This is a genomic window from Rhizobium aureum (assembly GCF_030182495.1).
Lineage (GTDB): Bacteria > Pseudomonadota > Alphaproteobacteria > Rhizobiales > Rhizobiaceae > Rhizobium > Rhizobium tropici_C.
In genome coordinates, this window is sequence record NZ_JAQJCI010000002.1 from 105,791 (window position 1) to 126,398 (window position 20,608).

The window sequence follows — 20,608 nt, forward strand, 5'->3', positions numbered from 1 at the left end:
TGTGTCATTTCAACGCTATCTTGTTCTGAGTGTTCACTGGCACTTTGGGAGGGGCACTTGGCATTTTTCGATGATAGCGAATTGAGCGAACTCAAGATCGAAAGGATGATCTTCCACCTTGTCGGACCCAAAAGCGGTCTGATCAAGCTGGAGGAAGTCGATCCCGGGGAATTCGAAAGCTTCTTCGTCGATCGCATCCGGTCGGTGAATGGCGGCTTGCCCTATGCTTTTTCCGATGCGTCTTCGACGCGTGAGCGTCTCAGCCGCATCGCCTCGAATGCGAGCGTTTTCCAGGAGGAAAGCGAAAAGCTGGCCGAGGATTTCCAAGCCCATCATGGCGGAACCGCCGCCGAGGGGGCGATCCTGTTGTTTGCTCTGAAGGCGAAGGCAACGCGATCGTTCGCGCTTCTGAAATATGATGACGAAACAGTCATCGCCTACGACCTGAAGGATGACGGCGGCGGCCGGAAGAAGGTCAGCCTCGAAGCGCTTCAGAGAACCTTCGTCCAGAACAAGGCGGCGCTGCAAAAGGCAGCCCTTATCAAACTGTCCGAAAAGGGCGGTGAGCTGACCGTGCTGGACAGGCGTAACCAGCAGAAGGTCGCACAATATTTCGAGGCGTTTCTGGGTGCGCGACAGACATTGAGCAATGCCGAATTGACGAAGAAATTGGTCGATGTCACGCGCAAGGTGATCGGTGACAATCCTGACCTGGTGGACGGCGAAGTGGTGCGCGAACTCACCAAGCGGACCTACGATGCCGCCTCCGGAGGCGGCGAAATCGACAGCGACGACCATCGCGCCTTTCTCGAGACAGTCATCGGGCACAAGCTCGCGGACGATAGCCCTCTGCTGAGCAAGTTCAATCGCGGCCTCGCCACAGAGCGGATCTCCGGAGTGCCGATGGCGCTCGTTCCCGATCAGGTGAAGGGACCGAAGACACTCTATTTCAAGACCGAAAATGGCATCGAGATCCGCGTGCCAAACGAATTCCGCGCTCTGATCGAAAAGACCGAAGACGGCATGATCATCATCCACGACAAGCTGGCGATTGAGACCGATGACCCCAACTGAGATCCTCGATCTTATCGCACGAACGCAGCCGACGAAGCCAGTCGAAGAACATGCGGAACTGATCATCGTCAGAGCGAAGCTTGATGACGCAGCTCTTAGAACGGAATGGCTGGCCCTGCGCGCCAGTATTCCAGCCTTTCTCGAATCCGTCACGATCCGGCGTGACGGCACCGACATCGCCCTTGACGACGGTGACGTGCCGGCACCGAGCACGGTTTTTGCCATTACGCTCAACAAGGTCTCGCAGAAGGCCGTTCTTCGGCTCTTCTACGGAAAATCTCTGATAGGCCTGTCAAGAGCCCTGGATAGCAGCCTGGTTGTCTGCGTTGCCGAACTGACCGCGGATCAGGCATTCACATCCTATGGCGCCAGATTCCAGCCTTGGACGCAGCAACCTCCCGCCCCGTTCGAGCGGATGCCGGAACTTCCCAATCCTCGAAGCATAAGCCATGACGCCAGCAATGCGGGGCTTGTGCCGGCAGACATACGGCCATGGCTGCTGCAGCATCATCCGGCGCAATCGTCGCAGACATTCGAGGCTTGGCGCTCACTGGCGGCTCCCAGGTTGATGGCGGCACTTTCCGATCAGGTCTATGGCGCCGCGCCGAATGTGATCTATCAGTTCTCCGGCCCGCCGAGCCGCAAGGTCGGCCTCTCGCTTCTCGAACTGCTCGCCATATTCGACCGCCTCAACGAAGGTGTGTTTTGGGCATTTGCCGGCGGCGAGCGCGACACGGAGACCCGTCACGTCCTGCTGGCGGCGGAATGGGCGCGCAGCTATCGCCAGGGAAACCTCGCGGAATTCGGAGACGGCAGCCTTGAATCCGCGAAGGCCGCCTATGCCGCCTATGTCAAGGCCGGCAGCAAGGAGACGCTGAAGGCTCTTGCCGATTTGCGCAAGACGGTCGTGGACGAGGCGCAAAAGGCGACCCAGCGAGCCCAGGATATGACGGGCGCCTTGTGGAAGGATCTGGCTGTCGCCACCACGCCCTTCGTGATCAAGATCCTCTCCGATGCCGCAAAGACGCCCAATACATGGATCGCAGGGCTGTTCGCCATCGGCGCGGCGGCGTTTCTGATCCTGTCTTTTCGCGTTCAGACCTTCATCAATGCCGGTTATTTTTCCGGCCAGGACCGTGCCCGCGCCATATGGGCCTTGCGATTGAATCAAGTACTGAGCGCGGCCGAGATCGAGGAGTTCAGCGAAACGCCGATCCGCAACAGCGTGTCCGACTATGATCGCGTCCGGAAGACGGTTCGTAACGTCTATGGCACACTGGTCGCTATCCTCATCATCTTTGCCGGTTACCAGTTCTACACCGCGGCAACCGCGAAAGTTCCGCCGGCCAATAGCGGGACTGTCGGCAGGCAGGGGCCGTCGCAATCTCCGGCATCCGGATCACCGCTGCCGGGGCCTGCGGCCAGCAATAGGCCCGAGCCCGCCGCTCTCCAGAAGGCGGCCCCGGTTCCTGGCACGCCGGCAACCAAGCCACCTTGACGCTTTATAGTTTCTCTAATGCTGAAAATGGCCATTGCGCTTGATTGTGGAAAGAATATCGTGGATCCAATTTCAGGTAGCGATGGATCAAGACGGCAGCCAGGGGAGGAGCGAATGGCGCCAGTCAAGATATTGGTCGCGCGTCATGCCGAACGACTTGGGAGATCGCAACCTGTCGCCCAGCGGCGAAGCGGGCAATGGCGACAATCTCGTCATGATCGAAGATCAGCGGTTCTGTGCGACGGGTTCGCAGGCGGCAAAGGACCGGCTTGGAGATTTCCGGTGCCGACAATGAGGCATGGTCATGAGTGAGATCGATGCGATACCTCTATCCACGGAAAGCGAGGTCATAGCGGCCTCCGATTTCCGTTGGGACGGCAACGGTTTCGAGGCGGGTATCGGCATTGCCGCGTCCGGCGGCGGATTTCGGGCCATGCTCTTTCACGTCGGTGCCTTCCTCCGCCTGGCAGAGCTTGGGCTTCTGCAGCGGGCAAAGCGCATCTCCAGCGTTTCCGGCGGTTCGATCACCACCGGCTGGCTCGCCAGCGTTTGGCCCGATCTCGTCAAGGCTGATTTTGCCAATATGAACGATGTCTTCGTCAGTCCGATGCTTGCTTTTGCCCGGGCAAGGATCGACATCATGGATGCAGTGATCGGGCTCCTGCCCGGAACGTCCGCCGCGCGGCAAGTGGCGAAATCCTACGACAAGCATCTGTTCCAGGGCCGCAGCCTTCAGGATCTGCCCGACCAGCCGCAGTTCATATTCTGTGCGACGAATTTGCAGACCGGCGTACTCTGGCGCTTTGGCAAGGCCTATGCCGGCGACTACATCGTCGGGCGGCTCGACCGGCCGGATTTTCCGTTGGCGCAGGCTGTGGCCGCCTCTTCGGCCTTTCCGCCCATTCTGTCACCGCTGGTGCTCAAGTTCGCGGACGGCAGTTTTCAGGATTGGCCGACGGCGCCGTCCAAGCCGATCCCGGCGATCCGCGATTTTCGCAGGACCGTCATTCTCACCGACGGAGGCGTCTACGACAATCACGGGGTCGAACCGCTGGTAAAGCGCTTCGCAACTCTTTTTGTCAGCGATGGCGGTGCGCCCTTTGCCCGAAATTCCGGCCTTTGCCGCAATTGGGTCAGCCAGCTTCGCCGGATTCTGGATGTCACCGACAACCAGGTGAGGGCATTGCGTCGTCGTGATCTCATCGGCCGCTTCAAGGCGGCCGCGCCGCTGAGCGACGAGGCATCGCTGGTCGCCGCACAGGGATACGGCCGTTTCGGCGCCTATTGGGGAATCGATACGGACCCGTCGAAACTTGCGCCCGAAGCGGCGCTGCCATGTTCACCGAAGGAGGTCGCGGTCCTTTCTGGCGCACCGACCCGGCTCAGCAATCTCGGCGACGAGGTATCGGAAAAGCTGGTGAATTGGGGATATGCGATCTGCGATCGAAGCGTTCGCGCAAACTATCATGGGCCGATGCGACAGGTCGCTCCGGCCTGGCCCTTCCCGAAAAGACCGTTGGCATGATCATGATCGGCATCGCGCTCACCATCGTTACAGTGCAGGTCTTGCATCGATCGGCTGCAGCTTAAAGCGGAAAATTGCTGGTCGCACTTGACCGCTTCACTTTGCGTGCCAGATAGCGCGTGTCATCCATACGTTCTTCAAAAATGATCCACCAAAATCCGCAAATGCGCCACTGTTCGGATTGCGATGCCGGACACCGTGGCATCGATACGCATCAATTTCGAAGTTCTGTTACGACAATGATCATCATTTACGATCCTGACCCCATCCCCTGTCCCGCCCCACGCGACGTCCTGTCGCAGAGGTTCGGTAAACCATTTTATAGAGATCGCATGGTATCGCGCGCCGACTTCGAGTATGGCCGGCGCATGCCATTGATGAGGCTCCTCGCAAGGATGGGGGATAGCTATGGGAATTGAAATCCATTTGCCGTCCCTGGCACGCGTCCTGGGGCAGGTGGCCATCATCGTCTATGCCTATTCCTGGGTTATCCGGATCATCGATCGCGGCGTTTTGAAATCGGTTGCGGTCGGATTGCTGTTCGGCGTGGTCGGCATCCTGTCGATGGCTGATCCGATCCAATGGATGCCCGGCGTCATTCAGGATGGCCGCTCCATCCTCCTCGTCCTTACGCCCGTCTATGGCGGCCTGTTGGGGACCATTGTTGCAGCGATGATGATGGGTCTGTTCCGCTTCATGATCGGCGGCTTGGGCGCGGTCGGCGGCATTGCCGGGATCCTCATCGTCGCGATCGCGGGCTATGTGCTCAGCCTCCTGCCGCGGCACTGGATCGGCACGGGATGGAAGCGATCGGCATTGTTCGGCCTGGCGACCTGTACGTCGCTCGTGGTTCTCGTCTTTCTGCCGTGGCCGGTCGCGCGCGAACTTCTGCTCTCGGCAACGCTTCCGGTCACGATCGTCAATATAATCGGTGTCTTTCTCCTCTCGGATCTGCTGGGGCGGGAGCAATATCGCATCGGCATCCAACGCGCGCTTGAGAGCGAAGCAAGCCTCGATCCGCTGACGAGACTTCCCAATCGCCGTGTCCTGCAGCGGGAAGGGGACCGCTGCAGCAAGGAAGCCGGCATCAGGCGCATCCCGTTTTCGATCATCATGCTTGATATCGATTACTTCAAGAAGATCAACGATAGCTGGGGCCATTCCTTCGGCGACACGGTTCTGGCGCGGGTCGCGGACGTGATCCGGCAGACCGTCCGAAGGACCGACATTGCCGCCCGCTATGGCGGAGAGGAAATCGTCGTTCTGCTTCCGAACACCGATATCAGGGCCGCTACCGCTATCGCGGAGAAAATCCGCAAGGATATCGAAGCGACAATCCTGATGTTCGAGCAGGAGAGCATCCGCGTCACGGTCAGCATCGGCATTGCCTGCTCCCACGAACCGACCGCCGACTTCAAGCATGTGCTCGAGGCTGCCGACAAGGCGCTCTATCGCGCCAAGGCGGGCGGGCGAAATCGCGTGGAATTGGCTGACGCCGCCTAATCCTGCCGCACGGATGTCGGATCTGACAGCTGCGCGCTCGCTTTATCGCATCTAAGCGTCCTTGACGGGAAGGTGCCATCCGGCATAACTGGACGCGACGGTTCCCCAAGGAAGACTCCGCGGGGATTAATAGGGAACACGGTGAGGGCGACCCAAGAGGGACCTAGGCCGTGGCTGCCCCCGCAACTGTAAGCGGATTGCCGATCATCCGGGAGCGACCAGCCCGCTGGTTTCCTTCCAGGGCCTTGAGCCATGCCACTGCAAGCATGCTTGCGGGAAGGTAGATGATCGTCAGATATCCGCAAGCCAGGAGACCTGCCGTCGATCGCGATCCAATCAGCCGGGCGGGGATGCCCGGAAGGGACAGAGAAAATGATTGACCTGAGCCTTCGACACTTTCAGACATCCATCGGTCTTGATTGGGATCCCCGCAGCCGTCGGCGCTCTTCTTGAGCGCGATCGCGCTGACGCCGTCCAGTTTCCTTCCTATCGAGATCTCTCATGCGCCATTTTTTGACGACGATTACTTTTGCATTCGGCCTGACTGGTTTTGCTGCTTCTGGTTTGGCCGCGACCCAATATCCTCTCACCATCAGCAATTGCGGCCAGAAGGTCACCTTCCAGAAGGCTCCGGCCAAGATCGTTTCGATCGGGCAGGGCATGACCGAGATTCTCTTCTCGCTCGGCCTTGCCGACAAGATCGCCGGAACGGCGGTCTGGGTCGGACCCGTCCTGCCGCAATACGCCGAAGCCAACGCCAGGATTCCGCGGCTTGCCGACAATGATCCGAGTTTCGAATCCGTTGTCGGCAAGGAGCCGGATCTGGTGGCAGCCGAATTCGAATGGCATGTCGGCCCGCAGGGCTCCGTCGGCAAGCGCGAGCAGTTTTCCGAGCTCGGCATCAACACCTATATCGCGCCGACCGATTGCGTCGCCAAGGTCAATGCCGATGGCGGCGATGGCGTGCGCAAGGAACTGTTCACGATGGACCTGATCTACCAGGAGATCGGTGAACTTGCTGAGATTTTCGATGTCGAGGATCGCGGCGATGCCCTGATCGCCGACCTGAAGAAGCGCGAAGCGGATGCGGTCGCCTCGATTTCAGCCGCAAAGTCCAAGGACCTTCCGATCGTGTTCTGGTTCTCCAGCAAGGAGGTTGGCGGCGATGCCTTTATCGCGGGCAAGAACAGCGCTCCGGCCTATATCCTGAAGACGATCGGTGCCAGGAATGTCGTCACGACCGAGGAAGAATGGCCGCTGGTCGGATGGGAGACCATCGCGCAGGCCAATCCGGCCGTGATCGTCATCGCTACCATGGACCGCCGCCGCTATGCGGCTGACGACCCGAAGGTCAAGCTCGAATTCCTCGAGAAGGATCCGGTCACCAGCCAGCTCGACGCTGTCAGGAACAAGCATTTCGTTCTGATGGATGCTCAGTCGATGAACCCGACGATCCGGACCATCGACGGCATCGAAATCCTGGCCAAAGGCATTAGATCCTTCGGTCTGGCGCGGTGACGATGCGTCTTACCGCGGAACGACGGCCATGGTGGACGCTGCTGGTGCTTGCCCTGGCTGCCTTCATACTTCTGGCCTTCATGATCAGCCTTGCGGTGTCGATCGGCGAGATTTCCATCCCGCTGTCGACCACTGCAAAGGCCGTATCGAACCGGCTGTTCGGAACAGGTTTCGAGCTCAGCCGGATCCATCAGGGCATCGTCTGGGATTATCGCCTGAGCCGGGCGCTCGTCGCCGCCAGCGCCGGCGCCTCGCTGGCATTGAGCGGCGTGATCCTGCAGGCCCTGTTGCGCAATCCGCTTGCCGAACCTTATGTGCTCGGCATTTCAGCGGGCGCCTCGACCGGGGCGGTCTGCATCATGATCCTCGGGCTCGGCTATGGCATTCTCGGCCTTTCCGGCGGCGCCTTTCTGGGTGCGATCGTCGCTTTCCTGTTCGTCGGCCTGCTTGCTACGGGTGTTGGCGGCACGAGCGAGCGCATTATCCTGTGCGGCGTCGCCGGTTCGCAGCTTTTAAACGCGCTGACCTCCTATATCGTCACCACGTCGGCCAATGCCGAGCAGGCGAGGGGCGTCATGTTCTGGCTGCTCGGTTCGCTGAGCGGCGTGCGCTGGCCGGATGTCTATCTTTCCGGACCGGTCGCCATTCTCGGTTTTGCCATCTGCATGGCGCATGTCCGCGTGCTCGACGCGTTCATCTTCGGCACGGATGCGGCCGCTTCGCTGGGGATTGCGGTGCGGCGCGCGCAGATCGTGCTGCTCGGCGTGACTGCCTTCATGACGGCAGCCGTCGTCAGCATCGTCGGCTCCATCGGTTTCGTCGGCCTCGTCATCCCGCATGCCGCCCGCTTCATGGTGGGGCCAAGCCATGATCGGCTGCTGCCGGCAGCAGCACTTGCCGGCGCCATCTTCATGGTCGGTGCCGATATCGTCTCGAGGATCATCATTCCCCAGCAGATCCTGCCGATCGGCGTGGTCACCGCCCTGTTCGGGGCGCCCGCCTTCGCCATCATTCTCTATCGCGCCCGGAGGACGGCATGAGCATCGCGGTCGACACAGTCACTTTTGCCGCCGGCAATACGTTGATCGTCAACGGCGTCAGTCTGGCGGTGGAAAAGGGCAGGGTCCTCGGCCTTCTGGGCCCGAACGGCTCGGGCAAGTCCAGCCTGCTGCGGCTGATCTGCCGCTTGAGGAAGGTCAAGAGCGGCGTCATCCGGCTCGGCGGCAGCGATATCGCCTCGATTTCACGCGGCGATATCGCCCGCCGCATCGCGCTCGTCGAACAGCAGGCGACGACCGATACCCAGGTGACGGTTATGGACGTCGTGCGTCTCGGCCGCACGCCGCATCGCGGGCCTCTCTCGTCCTGGAGCGCACATGACGATGCGGCGGTTGTGGATGCGCTTGCGCGCGTCGGCATGCAGGGCCGCGCCGGTCAGCTGTGGCAGACACTCTCCGGCGGCGAGCGGCAGCGCGTCCATATCGCGAGAGCGCTCGCCCAGACGCCGAGCGAACTGCTGCTCGATGAACCGACGAACCATCTCGATATCCAGCATCAGCTCGATATTCTCGGCCTTATCTCCAAGCTCGACGTCACCTCGATCGTCGCGCTGCACGATCTCAATCTCGCGGCCATGTTCTGCGACAGCCTGGCCGTGCTCCAAAATGGCGAGGTTGTCGCCGCCGGCCCGCCGGAACAGGTGCTGACGCAGGAATTGATCGAAAGGGTTTTCGGTGTCCGGGCGCATGTCCAGAAATCCTCGGTCCATGGCCGCTGCAACATCCAGTATATGGCGGGTTGACCTCGTTTAAGCGGAAGCATTGATCTCTCGCTCGCATCGAGCCGTTTCAATCCGCGCGTAAAAATAGTTTAGGTTTAAACTTGTTTTTTCCGACCGATGGATCGACAGTGCTGGCCCAAGGGGAACAAGGCTCATCTCTCCGTCCGGCAACGACGGTTGGAACAGATGGAGGCAATGCGTTCCGCCCGCAGAAGGAGGAACAGCATGATCAAGCCGCATCCGCTGAAAGGTCCCAGCAAATTGAAACTCGGCGTCTTTTCCGCCAATGCGGACGGGGGGCTTGCCATTACCGACGTGCCGGAGCGCTGGCAGGCTCGCTGGGAGGACAATCTGAACGCCGCACAGATCGCTGATCGTGGCGGGCTGGATTTCTTCCTTCCGATCGCGCGCTGGAAGGGCTTCGGCGGCAAGAATCGAGTACGCGAATGGTCCTTCGAAACCTTTACCTGGGCGGCGGGCCTTGCCTCCGTCACGGAACGGATCGGCCTTTTTATGACCGTTCACGTGCCACTCGTGCATCCGCTCTATGCGGCGAAGGCGCTCGCGACCGTCGATCATATCAGCGGCGGCCGCGCGGGCCTGAATATCGTTTGCGGCTGGAACCCGAAGGAGTTCGGCATGTTCGGGGTGCCGCTGGTCGAGAAAGGGTATGACCAGGCGGATGAATGGCTTGATATCATGGAACGGGCCTATACGTCGGATGCACCGTTCGACTACGATGGCACCTATTACAGACTGAAGGATGTGGTGAGCCGACCGACCAGCCTGCAATCGCCGCGGCCGGTCACCATGAACGCGGCTTTCGGCGCGCCTGGTCGGGATTTCGCGGCGAAGAAGTGCGATTACCTCTTCACCACCTTCACCGAGCTTTCCGAAGCCGGCAAGCATGTCGAGGATATCAAGGGGCGGGCCGAGAAGCTCGGCCGCGATATCGGCGCCTATACCGTCTGCCATGTCGTCTGCCGCGAAAGCCAGCAGGAGGCAGAGGACTATTACGAACGCTATGCCGTGACGCTTGCCGACCATGAGGCGGTCGACGCCCATATGGCCGGCAAGAAGGAATTCTCGCAGTCGCATGACACGCAAGCCTACGATCGCTATCGCAAGCGGTTTGCAGGCGGCGCGGGTGGCTATCCGCTGGTCGGTACGCCGGAAAGAATTGTCGAAGACATGATAGCCATTGCCGAACGGGGCTATTCCGGGATTGCCATGTCCTTCGTCAACTACACCTATGAGCTGCCCTTCTTCTGCGACCGGGTCACGCCACTCCTGAAGAAGGCGGGGTTGCGGGTCGAATAACGGCGGATATCGTCCACGCCGAGGTCGACGCACCACACGGTGTGCCTTCCTGGAGTTGCGCTAGTTCAACCGGTGACGAAACATCCAGGCGGCAATCGGCATGGTCACCGCGGCGATCACGACCAGCGCCAGCATGTCGGGAAAAAGCGCGTCGAGCCCGGCACCTTCTAGATAGACGCCGCGCGTGATGCTGATCGCATATTTCAGCGGATTGATCATCGTCGCATATTGCAGAACCTTCGGCATGTTGTCGGTCGGCGACATCAGGCCGGACAGCAGCATGAAAGGCATCAGGAAGACGAAGCCGAGGATCATTGCCTGCTGCATATTGCCGGCAACCGAGGACAGAAACAGTCCGAAGCCGATGGCCGCCGCGAGGAAGAGGCTGAGCCCAAGGTAAAGCGTCAGGAATGAGCCGGCAAACGGGATGCGGAACCAGAACAAGGCCACCAGCAGGATCGTCGATGCCTGGGTGATGCCGACGATCATCGAGGGGACGGCCTTGCCGATCATGATCTCGGTCGGCGTGAAGGGCGCCACGAGCAACTGGTCGAAGGTTCCTTCCTCGCGCTCGCGCGCGACGGACATGGCGGTCAGCATCATCGTCATCAGCATGGTGATCGTGCCGATGAGCGATGGGACCATGCTCCAGCGCGTTTCCAGCTGCGGATTGTACCAGGCGCGCGTCGTTACCTGAACGGCTTTGCCGGAACCGCCCTTCTGTGCAAGCCAATCGGAGGTGAAGTCGCCGACGATCGTGTTGGCATAGCCCTGCGCAATGCCGCTCGTATTGGAATTCCGGCCGTCGGCGATGACCTGTACCGCGCCGGGGGCGCCGCCTTCCAATTGCCTCTCGAAATCACGCTCGACAACGATGATCAGCACGGCCTGCTTGGCATCGAGCAGCCTGACGGCCTGGCCCGCCTGCGCCAACGTCGCCACCCTTTCGAAGATGCCGGATCCCTCGATCTTTGCGATGAGATTTCTCGATGCCGTCGTCCTGTCCTGGTCGACGAGCGCATAGGGAACCGTGTTGAGGTCGTAGGTGGCGGCATAGCCGAAGATCAGACATTGGAGGATGGGCGGGACGATGATGCTTGCCCGGCTTCTCGGGTCCTTCAGGATGACGAGGAGTTCCTTGCGGATCAGGGTAGCGATGCGCAGAAGCGATGCAATGAACATGGCTAGCCGATCCTTTTGCGGGTCATGCGCACGGCAAGCGCCAGGAGCGCCGTGGCCATGCCGGCCAGCACGGCGGCATTGGGCAGGATGACGCTCCAGATATTGCCGGCCAGAAACAAGGTCTGCAGCAGGGTGACGAAGTAGCGGCCCGGGAAGATATAGGTGATGATCTGCACGGCCCAAGGCATGCTTCGCGGATCGAACATGAAGCCCGAGAGCATCATTGCCGGCAGGAAGGTGGCGAGAACGGTCACCTGGCTGGCGATGAACTGGTTCTTCGTGACGGAGGATATGGCAAGACCGAGACCGAGCGCCACCAGAAGATAGAGCATGGAGACGACGGTCAGGATCAACAGCGACCCTCGAAGGGGCACGCCGAAGAGCAGGCGGCTGCCGACGACACAGAGCGCAAGCCCGGCAAGCCCCAGAAGAAAGTAAGGGACTGTCTTGCCGAGCAGGATTTCGCTCGAACGGACGGGTGTGACGAACAGCGCCTCGAAAGTGCCGCGTTCCCATTCCCGCGCCATGACGAGCGCGGTCAGGAGCGCGCCGATCAGCGTCATGACGAGGACGACGAGGCCTGGGACGAGGAAATAGCTGCTGTCATTGGCTTCGTTGAACCAAAGCCGGGACTCGATCGTCACACCGCTGCCGGTAGCCGCCCCTTTGCGGGACACTTCCTTGGCGTTCCAGACGCCGACGGCAGCTTCGGCGTAGCTCAGCGAAATGCGGGCGGTGTTGGCATCGCTGCCGTTGACGACCACCTGTACTTCGCCGTTGCCCAAGGCCATTTTACGCGCTAAATCCAATGGAATGCGCAGGATTACCCTTACCTCCGATGACAGAAGCATCTTTTCGGCTTCGGCCATCGTCTTGACCGGTTTCGGCGAAAAATAGCTGGAAAGCTCGAAGGCCGAGGCCAGCCCGCGCGCCTCGGCCGAGTTCTCTTCCATGACGATCGCAACGGGAACGTTCTTGACGTCCAGATTGATGCCGTATCCGAACAGGATCAGCAGCGCCACCGGCATGATAATGCCGATCGCGATGCTGCTCGGGTCGCGCAGGAGCTGCCATGTCTCCTTGCGGATGAGCGCACGGACGCGGCGCAGGGCTGCGCGCAATCCGTGGCCAGGCCTGTCTGCGGGTTCGCTCATGCCGCCTTCTCCGCCTGTTTGTGACGCTCCTGCTCGACGATCGCGATAAAGGCCTCCTCCATCGTTGCCGCCGTCTCGCCGCGTGCCCCGGCATGGGCGCGGATTTCGACCGGCGTTCCCTCAGCCAGGTTCTTGCCGGCATCCAGGATGATGATCCGGTCGCAATATTCGGCTTCTTCCATGAAATGCGTCGTCACGATGACGGTCACGCCCTGCTCGGACAGGGCAGTGATCCGGCCCCAGAATTGCCGCCGGGCCAGCGGATCGGCACCGCTGGTCGCTTCGTCGAGGAAGAGAATATCCGGCTCGTGCAGCAGGGCCGCGGCAAGCGCCAGCCGCTGCTTGAAGCCTCCGGGCAGCTGGCCGCTGGGCAGCCTGGAGAACTGGTCGAGTTCGAACTGGTTCTTCAAAGCGGCGATCCTGTCTCTCCTGTGTTTGCCGCGCAGCCCATAGGCGCTTGCGAAAAACTCCAGATTCTCGTCGACACTCAACTGGCCGTAGAGCGAAAACTTCTGCGCGACATAGCCCAGCCGCTCTCGGGCCTTGGCACCCGCTCTGCGCAGATCGGAGCCGGCGACCATCAACGTGCCGCCACTTGCGGGGAGCAGGCCGCAAAGCATGCGGAATGTCGTGCTTTTTCCTGCTCCGTTCGGGCCAAGAAGACCGTAGACCTCTCCCTTGCGCACGCTGAAGCTGACATGGTCGACGGCCGTGAAATCTCCGAACTTCCGGACGAGGTCGTGAACCTCGACGACGGTTTCATCGCCGTCGCTATGGTCGGATGGCTGGCCGGTGCGCATCTGGCGCTCGGCGTTGCCGACGACGGCGGAAAATAGCATCATGAAGGCGTCTTCGAACCGGGGCTCGACGCTTTCGGTATCGAGCTTGGTTTCATCCAGCCGTAGCGGCTCGTCCTTCTGCTCCGGCCTGCGCACGATCCTGACCCGGCCGGCTTCCGGGACGGCATCGATAATATCAGGCAGGGCGAAAAGACGGGCCTGCAGCGATCTTGCCGGCATGTTCTCCGGTGTGGGAACCATGAAGCAGCAGCCGTCAGCCTTCTTCGTTATGTCGGCAGGCGGTCCCTGATCGAGGATCTTGCCTGCATGCATGAGCACGGCGTGTTCGCAGCGTTCGGCCTCGTCGAGATAGGAGGTCGCCACGATCACCGAGAGCCCGTCCTCCTTGACGAGCTTGAAGACGATTTCCCAGAGCTCGCGCCGCGACAGCGGATCGACGCCGACGGTGGGCTCGTCGAGCAGCAGCAGTTCGGGTGCTCGCACGAGGGTGCAGGCAAGGCCGAGCTTCTGCTTCATACCGCCAGACAATTTTCCCGCCGGCCGTTCCTTGAAGCGCCCGAGCTGCGTCATCTCGAAGAGGCGCGGATAGGTTTCGTCGCGCTTCGATTGCGTCACGCCATGCAGATCGGCGTAGAGATCAAGGTTCTCCTGAACGCTCAGATCCTCATAGAGGCCGAATTTCTGCGGCATATAGCCGATCCGGTCCTGAACATGCTGCGGCTCCGTGGCGATATCGAAGCCGATCACTCGCAGACTGCCGCTATCGGGTGCGATGAGGCCACATGCCAGGCGCAGCAACGTCGTCTTGCCGGCGCCATCGGGGCCGACGAGCGCCGTCAGCGCGCCTTTGCGGACATCGAGCGAGACATCGGCAAGCGCGTCGACCGTTTCTCCGGTGTCCCGATGAAACGACTTGCAAAGCTTGCTTGCTGTCACCGAGAGATCGCCGGCGCTCATGGCATCCTCGTTCTATTGCCGCTGCGCGGTTGGCGGAGCCGACTGTTCGCCCGGAAGCGGCCGGACGGTTGCCGGCATGCCGAGCCGCAGCATATTGTCGGGATCGTCGACGAAGACCCTGACCTCGTAGACGAGGCTCGTGCGCAATTCCTCCGTCTGCACCGATTTCGGCGTGAACTCGGCAACGGAGGAAATGAAGCCGATCCATCCCCCGATCGTCCGCCCTGGCAGCGAGTCCACGGTGACGGAGGCTTTCATGCCGGGACGGAGCATCCCAAGCTGGGTTTCCGAGATATAGGCACGCACCCATTTCGGGCTGATGGTCGCAAGCGAAAAGGCAGCCCGCGTGGGAGACGCCATCTCGCCGGGTTCGATCAGCCTGGACTGTACGATAGCGTCGACGGGCACTCTCAATTCGGCGTCGGCAAGCTGTTGATGGAGGAGCGCGACATTGGCCTCAGCCGCATTCAGCTGCGCTTCGGCCTCCTCGATATCCTCCACGCGCGAGCCGGCAACGAGCAGATCCAACGCCTTCTGGTTTGCGATGACCTTGGCGTCGGCGACGGCGGCGGCCGAACGGGCTTCATCCAGGGCCTGCTGGCTGACGGCTGCCTTGGGAGCGAGCGCGTTCTGACGCTCGAACTGGGCGCGGGCATTGACGGCCTCTGCCTTGGCGGATTCGACATTGGCACGGGACTGGGCGATCTCTTCGGGGCGGCTGCCGTTTTTGAGGCGGGTGAGATTGGCGCGTTGGCTGGCAGCCTGCGCTTCCGCCTGGGCGACCTGCGGCCGGAGCCGGCTGGTATCCAGTCTGGCGACGATCTGGTCTTTCTTGACTTGCGCTCCCTCTTCGACAAGGACTTCAGCCACACGTTCGCTGCCATTGAAGGCGAGAGTGAGTTGTCTGAAGTCGATATTTCCATAGAGAACGAGATCGTTCGCGCCGTTATCCCGATGGAGATACCACCAGGCACCGCCCGCGACTGCAATCAACAGGACCAGGATGACGATGACACGCTGCATGCTTTGTTGAACTCCGAACGAGCGGTCGGCTCTGGTGAAACGAATTGTGACCGAGATTGATCCGCAGCAGATTATAACACTTGTCAAATTCAAATTTCAAATTAATATTTGAATTAATGGAAGGCAAAGACAATGGCCAGAGGCATAAGACGAACGGCGCGGTCACGAGATCGGCAGGACGGGGCGGCCACGCGCACGAGCCTGCTCGAAGCCGGCGGCGCCGTTTTCGCCGAATTCGGCTTCGACCGCGCGACCGCAAAGGAAATCGCCTTGCGCGCCGGGACGAATGCGGCCGCGGTGAATTATCATTTCGGCGGCATCGAGGCTTTGTACGAAGATGTTCTTGCCGAGGCCCATCATCGCCTGATGAGTTACGATGTGCTTGCCCGCATGATCAATGCGGACATCGACCCGAAGGAGAAGCTGCGCCGGTTCATCGGTTTGCTGGTCACGGTCGTCAGGACAGGAAATGAGAGTTCATGGCCGGCCAAGGTGATCGTGCGCGAACTGATCGCGCCCACGCCTCATATCGACAAGCTCCGCCGCGAGGAGATCGAGCCGAAGAAAGCTTTGCTGTTTGGTGTCATCGCCCAGATCCTTGGCGTGCCACCGGACCATCCGCTCGTCGCTCAGGCAGCGCTTTCGACGATGGCGCCCTGCTTCATGCTTCTGGTGGCCGAAAAACGCGTCTCCGAGATCATTCCTGCGCTTGGGCGGGATGCGACTACGGACGAGGAGCTGGCGGACCGGCTGGTTCGCTTTACGCTTGGCGGCCTCGCGCATCTTTCCTTGTCGGAGCACGCGGACCGACCATCGGATGCATCGAACTGATTTGCCAATGGAGCGGGGCGAAGGCGGCCTCAGCCTTCGAAGCCGAACCGCTCGACATCGAAGTCGTCACCCTCATAGGCGGCTCCGTCCTGAATGTCGGCCATATCCTCATGCATCGGTATTGGCGCACTGACGAGGCTCGGGAGCGTCATGTCGACTGCCGTGCCCGGCGGCTGCAACGCCCAGGCGACGATGGCCCCCGTCGACATGGCTCCGACGCCGCCGGATACGTGCTGCGCGGCGGAGCTTGGCAGCTGCGCTATTGGCTGCATCTTTGCCATGGCGTTGTCGTCCGTATTCTTCGTGTTGTCCGACATGACGAGTTTTCCAGCCTCGTTGCGTCCCACTACCAGGCTTGCCAGCACAACAGGAGCGGCTGGTCTTTCAGGCGCGGCCGTCGGGATGACGACGATACTGCTGGTTGGCCGCCATGCCGGCAGCGGAATGGCATAGGCGGCCAGATCGGCGAAGGGCTGCTCCTTGCTTTCCTCGGCCACGCGCTTGCCGAGCTGAGCCTCCAGCCCGTTCACGGCTCGATTCCTAGGCGTCGGCAGCATGCTGGTCATAAGGCTGCTGTCGGGCATGCCGCTGCGAGATGCAGCCGACAATCCGGCATCATCATCGTCCTCCACCGCGGTCGCGATCCTGCTGCTCACCTGGGATGGCCGCTTCCTGGATTGCGCGACCGCCACCTCATAGCCCGGCAGCGGTCTGCCGTCCGCCGGCACATGCAGCGTCTGCCCGTTCGGGAAAAGCCGTGCCAGTTCCTGGCGTGACATTCTCGGCCAGGCTCGTACCCTGCCGACATCCAGATGCACGAAGGGCGAGCCGGAGTTGGGATAGAAGCCGACGCCGCCGATCTGCATCTGCATGGCGATGGCGCGCAAGCTCGCAAGCTTGACGCCGGGAATATAGAAATCCATCGCCTTGCCGAGCGTGTGCTGGCTGTGCTTTGCGACGCCGGAGCTACGCGAGCGGTTGCGCAACATGCTGTTGGTGGAGGGAGAGCGGTAGGCCGAGACGACGTGTATGGATTCCCTGGCGCCGCTGCGTTGATAGACTTCCCAGACCAGATCAAGCAATTCCGGAGCGATCCGGGTCGGTTCGTTCTTTCGCCAGTCGCGCAAGAAGCGGTTGATCTGAGCAAGGCCCCTCGGATCATATTTACCACCGCGCTTGAAGACGATGGTCGCCCTTTCTCCGGTATGGGTGAAGAAGAGTTTGAGTGCCCGGTCTTCGGCCGCAGCCGAGCCGGCAAAGGCGCCAAGCATCAGCATCGCGATCAGCGCCAGCCGGCAAGCGACGAAGGAAGAGGCGATGGCGAAAGTTGTCGCCGGAATGGAAAAGATCGCGTGATGCACGGATACGACTTTCGCCTTGCTAACAGATACAGAACTCAGAGGCGCCGCGCCTGCGGCATCGCTATACCTCCAATTATGGTCAACAAATCCCTAACGGACCGTTTATAGTCGCAACCGGCAAAATTTTGTGCTCTCCGGCATGTCGACAGGGGATGCTGGCCGGCTTTCGTCTCGATCGATCCCGCTTCGAGGGTCTCACGCTTTTCGTTGCAGTGGCGAGAAAAATCAACTATTGCATGTAGGCGTAGTCTTCTGAACGATCGAGATTAACCGGCTTTGCAAACGTTTTCGCGCGGGTTGCAAACTGCTTGCCAAGACAGCATCATCCGGCCCCATGAGTGGACAGAATCGATTTGCTCCCCCGTCCAGCGGGCAGCAAACTATTAGACGCAGCGACCTGTTGCGGCAGCTCCGGCGCGCCGGGCTGCGTCGTTTGACGACCATCGTCGCGCCGGCCGGTTACGGCAAGACGTCGCTCGCCGTCCAATGGTACGAGTTGTTGAAGGAAGATCGGGTCAAGCTGTGCTGGGTGTCGCTCGATGCCGAGCATACGAGCCAGGAAGCTTTCCTGCTCGCTCTGATCGATGCCCTGCAGACGCTCTCGAACGAGGACGGTGCGGATGCCGGCAATCTGCCGGCTACAGCGCTTCTTTCCGTGCTCGGGACGCGCCTGCGCAAGATCGAAGAGCCGCTCGTCATCTTCCTCGACGACTATCACTTTGCTCAGACGGATGCGACCGAGGCCCTGATGGCAAAGATCCTTGCCGATCTTTCGCTCGAGCATGTCAAGCTGGTGCTGGTCAGCCGCAGTCCGCCGCGCTTTCCTCTGTCGGCATTGCGGCTGCGTGGCGAATTCAAGCAGTTCGGCGTGGCCGAACTCGGTTTTTCCGATGCCGAGGCGCGGGAATTATTTGAGGGCAAGGGCGCGCATCTGACCGAAGAGCAGGTCGGCTCCTTCAATCGCCGCACGGAGGGCTGGGCGGTCGCGTTGCAGATGGTGAGCCTTCTGGTTGCGGAATCCGAGGAAAGCGATACCATTCTCGCCTCCTTCGACGGAGGCGGCGCGGATATGGGCTCTTATCTCTCGGAGCAGGTGTTTGAGCATCTGCCCGAGGATATCCGCTTGTTTCTGATCGAGACTGCGGCCTTGCCGGCCTTCAATCGGCCGCTTCTCGAGGCAGTGCTGGAAACCGGCGAGGACGCGGGCCTGATCGAGCGGCTGAATGAGTACGCCCTTCCGGTGACGCTGCTTGCCGGGCCGGGCAACTGGATGCGGTTCCACCCGGTCTTCAACGAGTTTCTCAAGAGAACCGCCGGCCGCAGGGGTATCGATGCCAACCGTGCGCTGAACCGTGCAGCACACTGGTTCGAGGCTCATGGCGATATAGACCGCGCCGTCCATCACGCGCTTTTGGCGGATAACGCCAATCTTGCAGCGCGTATCGTCGAAACCGCCGGCGGATGGAGGCGTGTCTATGCCACCACGCGGGGCGGCGCAACGCTTTTCCAGGCCTTGAGCGGACATGCCTCGGAGATCGATCTGGTCCGCTTTCCCCTCGCGACGCTAGGACTTTCGATTTTTCATGCCAAAGCGGCACAGCTTGCCGCAGCCAATCACTATCTCGCCACGGCCGAGCGTGCCGCCTCCGGTGATCCGATCCTTGCGAAAGACCTGCGCGTCGTGCGCATTCTCCTTGCGCTTTATACGGATCACTGGGCGAGCACGGCCGATCTCTCGGCATTGGAAGATGATTTGCAGCAGCCGGATGGCATGGAACTCATCCATCGCGCGCTGGCGCTCAATATGCTGTCCTACAATTTCCTGATCCGAGGCGAACTTGATCGGGCGCTGCATTACGGTCATCTCGCCATTCGCGCCTTTCGCGACGGCGGTGCCGATTTCGGTGCGATGCATCTCTACACGCATATCGGCCAGGCCTTCTTTCTGTCGGGCGATTGCGCGAGCGCGCTTGCCTCTTACGACGAATTGATCTGCGAAGCACAAGCCAATATCGGTCCCGGCAGCGATCTCGACGCGGTCGGCCAGGTTCTGAAGGCGGAAGTGCTATCGATGCGGGGCGAGGCAGAGGCCGCGGCCGGCATGCTGGAATGGGCGCTGCCGCATCTCGAGCGCCACGATACATGGTTTGATCTTCTCGCAGCGGGTTTCATGGCCGAACAACGGGTCTTGCGCATGCATGAGGATTTCCTGGCGGCTCACGCCGCCATGGATCGCATCCGTGCGGCGGCGCGGCGGCGCGGCTTCGATCGGCTCAGCCGCCTGATCGATGGCGAGCGTGCCATGCTTCTCATGGCATCGGGTGATCTTGACCAGGCGATCCGGCACGCCGAGGCCAACGGTTTCGGCATACAGGCTATCGTTGCGGATCGCGCCAATCTGCTTTCCATTCATCTGCGCGGCGCGACCCCGGCAATTTTCTGGACGCGCGCTTATCTGGCGCTCGGCGAAGTTTCCAAGGCGCGCGAGGTCTTCGATCAGTTCAGAACGCGTCAATCCCAGCGCCTGCATATTCCGCGCGCGATCGAGCTTGCTCTCATCGACATAGGGATTCTGCTCGCTGAGGACCGTGCCGATGTCGCCGCCGCCCGCCTTTCCGATCTTGTGCTGACGATGCCGCTCGACGACTATCGCGCCTTGCTGCATCTTGATCATGCAGCGGGCCTTGGTGAGCTTCGCTCACTTGCCACTCATCCGACAGTGGCAAACGTGACCCGCAAGCGTCTCCAGTCTCTGCTCGTGGCTGCCGAGACGATGCAGGAGCCGGCCATTGCCGACGTCGGATCCGCCTTTACCGGCCGGGAACATATGGTGCTGGAGTTGCTGAGCTCCGGGCTTTCCAACAAGGAAATCGGCCGGATGCTGGCGCTTTCCGACAACACGATCAAATTCCATCTGCGCAACATCTTCGCCAAGCTCAACGTCTCGACGCGGACGGCAGCCGTCACGGCAGCGCGTCAAAAGGGCATGCTCAATAGGTGACCTACCCGAACGGGTAGGTTTCAGCATGTGTGCCCACCCATCGGGAAGGCTTTCGATGGGCGAAAAAACACCTAATCTGCA

The 20,608-nt window shown here is 60.9% G+C and carries 15 protein-coding genes and 1 riboswitch; of the genes, 10 read left to right on the forward strand and 5 right to left on the reverse strand.

Going from position 1 to position 20,608, the window contains the following annotated elements; all coding sequences use genetic code 11:
* The first annotated feature begins 57 nt into the window (after positions 1–57).
* From PH552_RS06345 to PH552_RS06380, 8 genes are all read left to right on the forward strand, one after another.
* Entirely contained in the window at positions 58–1,074 is a 1,017-nt protein-coding gene (locus PH552_RS06345) for a nucleoid-associated protein (RefSeq protein WP_183761257.1), read from the forward strand.
* Positions 1,061–2,572, forward strand: coding sequence for a hypothetical protein (locus PH552_RS06350; protein WP_112344501.1), 1,512 nt, complete (start codon positions 1,061–1,063; stop codon positions 2,570–2,572). The genes PH552_RS06345 and PH552_RS06350 overlap by 14 nt, the downstream gene beginning before the upstream one ends.
* Positions 2,573–2,876: 304 nt before the next feature.
* Entirely contained in the window at positions 2,877–4,097 is a 1,221-nt protein-coding gene (locus PH552_RS06355; protein ID WP_183761252.1) for a patatin-like phospholipase family protein, read from the forward strand.
* A 408-nt stretch (positions 4,098–4,505) separates the two neighbouring features.
* Positions 4,506–5,600, forward strand: coding sequence for a GGDEF domain-containing protein (locus tag PH552_RS06360; RefSeq protein ID WP_112344504.1), 1,095 nt, complete (start codon positions 4,506–4,508; stop codon positions 5,598–5,600).
* Between the two features lie 81 nt (positions 5,601–5,681).
* Positions 5,682–5,937: riboswitch (cobalamin riboswitch) on the forward strand.
* Positions 5,938–6,101: 164 nt separating this feature from the next.
* Positions 6,102–7,118, forward strand: a complete 1,017-nt coding sequence (locus PH552_RS06365) for an ABC transporter substrate-binding protein (RefSeq protein ID WP_145644312.1) — start codon at positions 6,102–6,104, stop codon at positions 7,116–7,118.
* A gap of 2 nt (positions 7,119–7,120) precedes the next feature.
* On the forward strand, positions 7,121–8,158 hold the full coding sequence (locus PH552_RS06370; RefSeq protein WP_285165750.1) for a FecCD family ABC transporter permease: 1,038 nt from the start codon (positions 7,121–7,123) through the stop codon (positions 8,156–8,158).
* Complete coding sequence (locus PH552_RS06375) at positions 8,155–8,919, forward strand: ABC transporter ATP-binding protein (RefSeq protein ID WP_112344507.1); 765 nt, start codon at positions 8,155–8,157, stop codon at positions 8,917–8,919. The genes PH552_RS06370 and PH552_RS06375 overlap by 4 nt, the downstream gene beginning before the upstream one ends.
* A gap of 204 nt (positions 8,920–9,123) precedes the next feature.
* A complete protein-coding gene (locus PH552_RS06380; RefSeq protein WP_112344508.1) occupies positions 9,124–10,218 on the forward strand; it encodes an LLM class flavin-dependent oxidoreductase in 1,095 nt (364 codons plus the stop codon).
* Positions 10,219–10,278: 60 nt separating this feature from the next.
* Here PH552_RS06380 and PH552_RS06385 read toward each other — a convergent pair whose 3' ends face one another.
* From PH552_RS06385 to PH552_RS06400, 4 genes are read right to left on the reverse strand one after another with little or no spacing between them, the layout of a single operon-like run.
* Entirely contained in the window at positions 10,279–11,400 is a 1,122-nt protein-coding gene (locus PH552_RS06385; protein ID WP_112344510.1) for an ABC transporter permease, read from the reverse strand.
* A 2-nt stretch (positions 11,401–11,402) separates the two neighbouring features.
* Positions 11,403–12,554, reverse strand: a complete 1,152-nt coding sequence (locus PH552_RS06390; RefSeq protein WP_112344511.1) for an ABC transporter permease — start codon at positions 12,552–12,554, stop codon at positions 11,403–11,405.
* The gene (locus PH552_RS06395; protein ID WP_112344512.1) at positions 12,551–14,311 is read right to left on the reverse strand and encodes an ATP-binding cassette domain-containing protein; all 1,761 of its coding nucleotides are present in this window, start codon (positions 14,309–14,311) and stop codon (positions 12,551–12,553) included. Before PH552_RS06395 ends, PH552_RS06390 begins: the two co-directional genes overlap by 4 nt.
* A gap of 12 nt (positions 14,312–14,323) precedes the next feature.
* Positions 14,324–15,334 (reverse strand): HlyD family secretion protein, encoded by a 1,011-nt coding sequence (locus PH552_RS06400; RefSeq protein ID WP_112344513.1) that lies wholly within the window; start codon positions 15,332–15,334, stop codon positions 14,324–14,326.
* A gap of 132 nt (positions 15,335–15,466) precedes the next feature.
* Here PH552_RS06400 and PH552_RS06405 point away from each other — a divergent pair, with 132 nt between their 5' ends.
* Entirely contained in the window at positions 15,467–16,165 is a 699-nt protein-coding gene (locus PH552_RS06405; protein ID WP_113250301.1) for a CerR family C-terminal domain-containing protein, read from the forward strand.
* A 29-nt stretch (positions 16,166–16,194) separates the two neighbouring features.
* Here PH552_RS06405 and PH552_RS06410 read toward each other — a convergent pair whose 3' ends face one another.
* The gene (locus tag PH552_RS06410) at positions 16,195–17,526 is read right to left on the reverse strand and encodes a peptidoglycan L,D-endopeptidase MepK (protein ID WP_285165752.1); all 1,332 of its coding nucleotides are present in this window, start codon (positions 17,524–17,526) and stop codon (positions 16,195–16,197) included.
* A gap of 433 nt (positions 17,527–17,959) precedes the next feature.
* Here PH552_RS06410 and PH552_RS06415 point away from each other — a divergent pair, with 433 nt between their 5' ends.
* Positions 17,960–20,527: a winged helix-turn-helix domain-containing protein gene (locus tag PH552_RS06415; RefSeq protein WP_285165753.1), complete on the forward strand. Its 2,568-nt coding sequence runs from the start codon at positions 17,960–17,962 to the stop codon at positions 20,525–20,527.
* The last annotated feature ends 81 nt before the right edge of the window (positions 20,528–20,608 follow it).

Coding starts and splice junctions, on each gene's coding strand:
- PH552_RS06350 (WP_112344501.1), top strand. CDS start 1,061: ATGACCCCAACTGAGATCCTCGATCTTATCGCACGAACGCAGCCGACG.
- PH552_RS06355 (WP_183761252.1), top strand. CDS start 2,877: ATGAGTGAGATCGATGCGATACCTCTATCCACGGAAAGCGAGGTCATA.
- PH552_RS06360 (WP_112344504.1), top strand. CDS start 4,506: ATGGGAATTGAAATCCATTTGCCGTCCCTGGCACGCGTCCTGGGGCAG.
- PH552_RS06365 (WP_145644312.1), top strand. CDS start 6,102: ATGCGCCATTTTTTGACGACGATTACTTTTGCATTCGGCCTGACTGGT.
- PH552_RS06370 (WP_285165750.1), top strand. CDS start 7,121: ATGCGTCTTACCGCGGAACGACGGCCATGGTGGACGCTGCTGGTGCTT.
- PH552_RS06375 (WP_112344507.1), top strand. CDS start 8,155: ATGAGCATCGCGGTCGACACAGTCACTTTTGCCGCCGGCAATACGTTG.
- PH552_RS06380 (WP_112344508.1), top strand. CDS start 9,124: ATGATCAAGCCGCATCCGCTGAAAGGTCCCAGCAAATTGAAACTCGGC.
- PH552_RS06385 (WP_112344510.1), bottom strand. CDS start 11,400: ATGTTCATTGCATCGCTTCTGCGCATCGCTACCCTGATCCGCAAGGAA.
- PH552_RS06390 (WP_112344511.1), bottom strand. CDS start 12,554: ATGAGCGAACCCGCAGACAGGCCTGGCCACGGATTGCGCGCAGCCCTG.
- PH552_RS06395 (WP_112344512.1), bottom strand. CDS start 14,311: ATGAGCGCCGGCGATCTCTCGGTGACAGCAAGCAAGCTTTGCAAGTCG.
- PH552_RS06400 (WP_112344513.1), bottom strand. CDS start 15,334: ATGCAGCGTGTCATCGTCATCCTGGTCCTGTTGATTGCAGTCGCGGGC.
- PH552_RS06405 (WP_113250301.1), top strand. CDS start 15,467: ATGGCCAGAGGCATAAGACGAACGGCGCGGTCACGAGATCGGCAGGAC.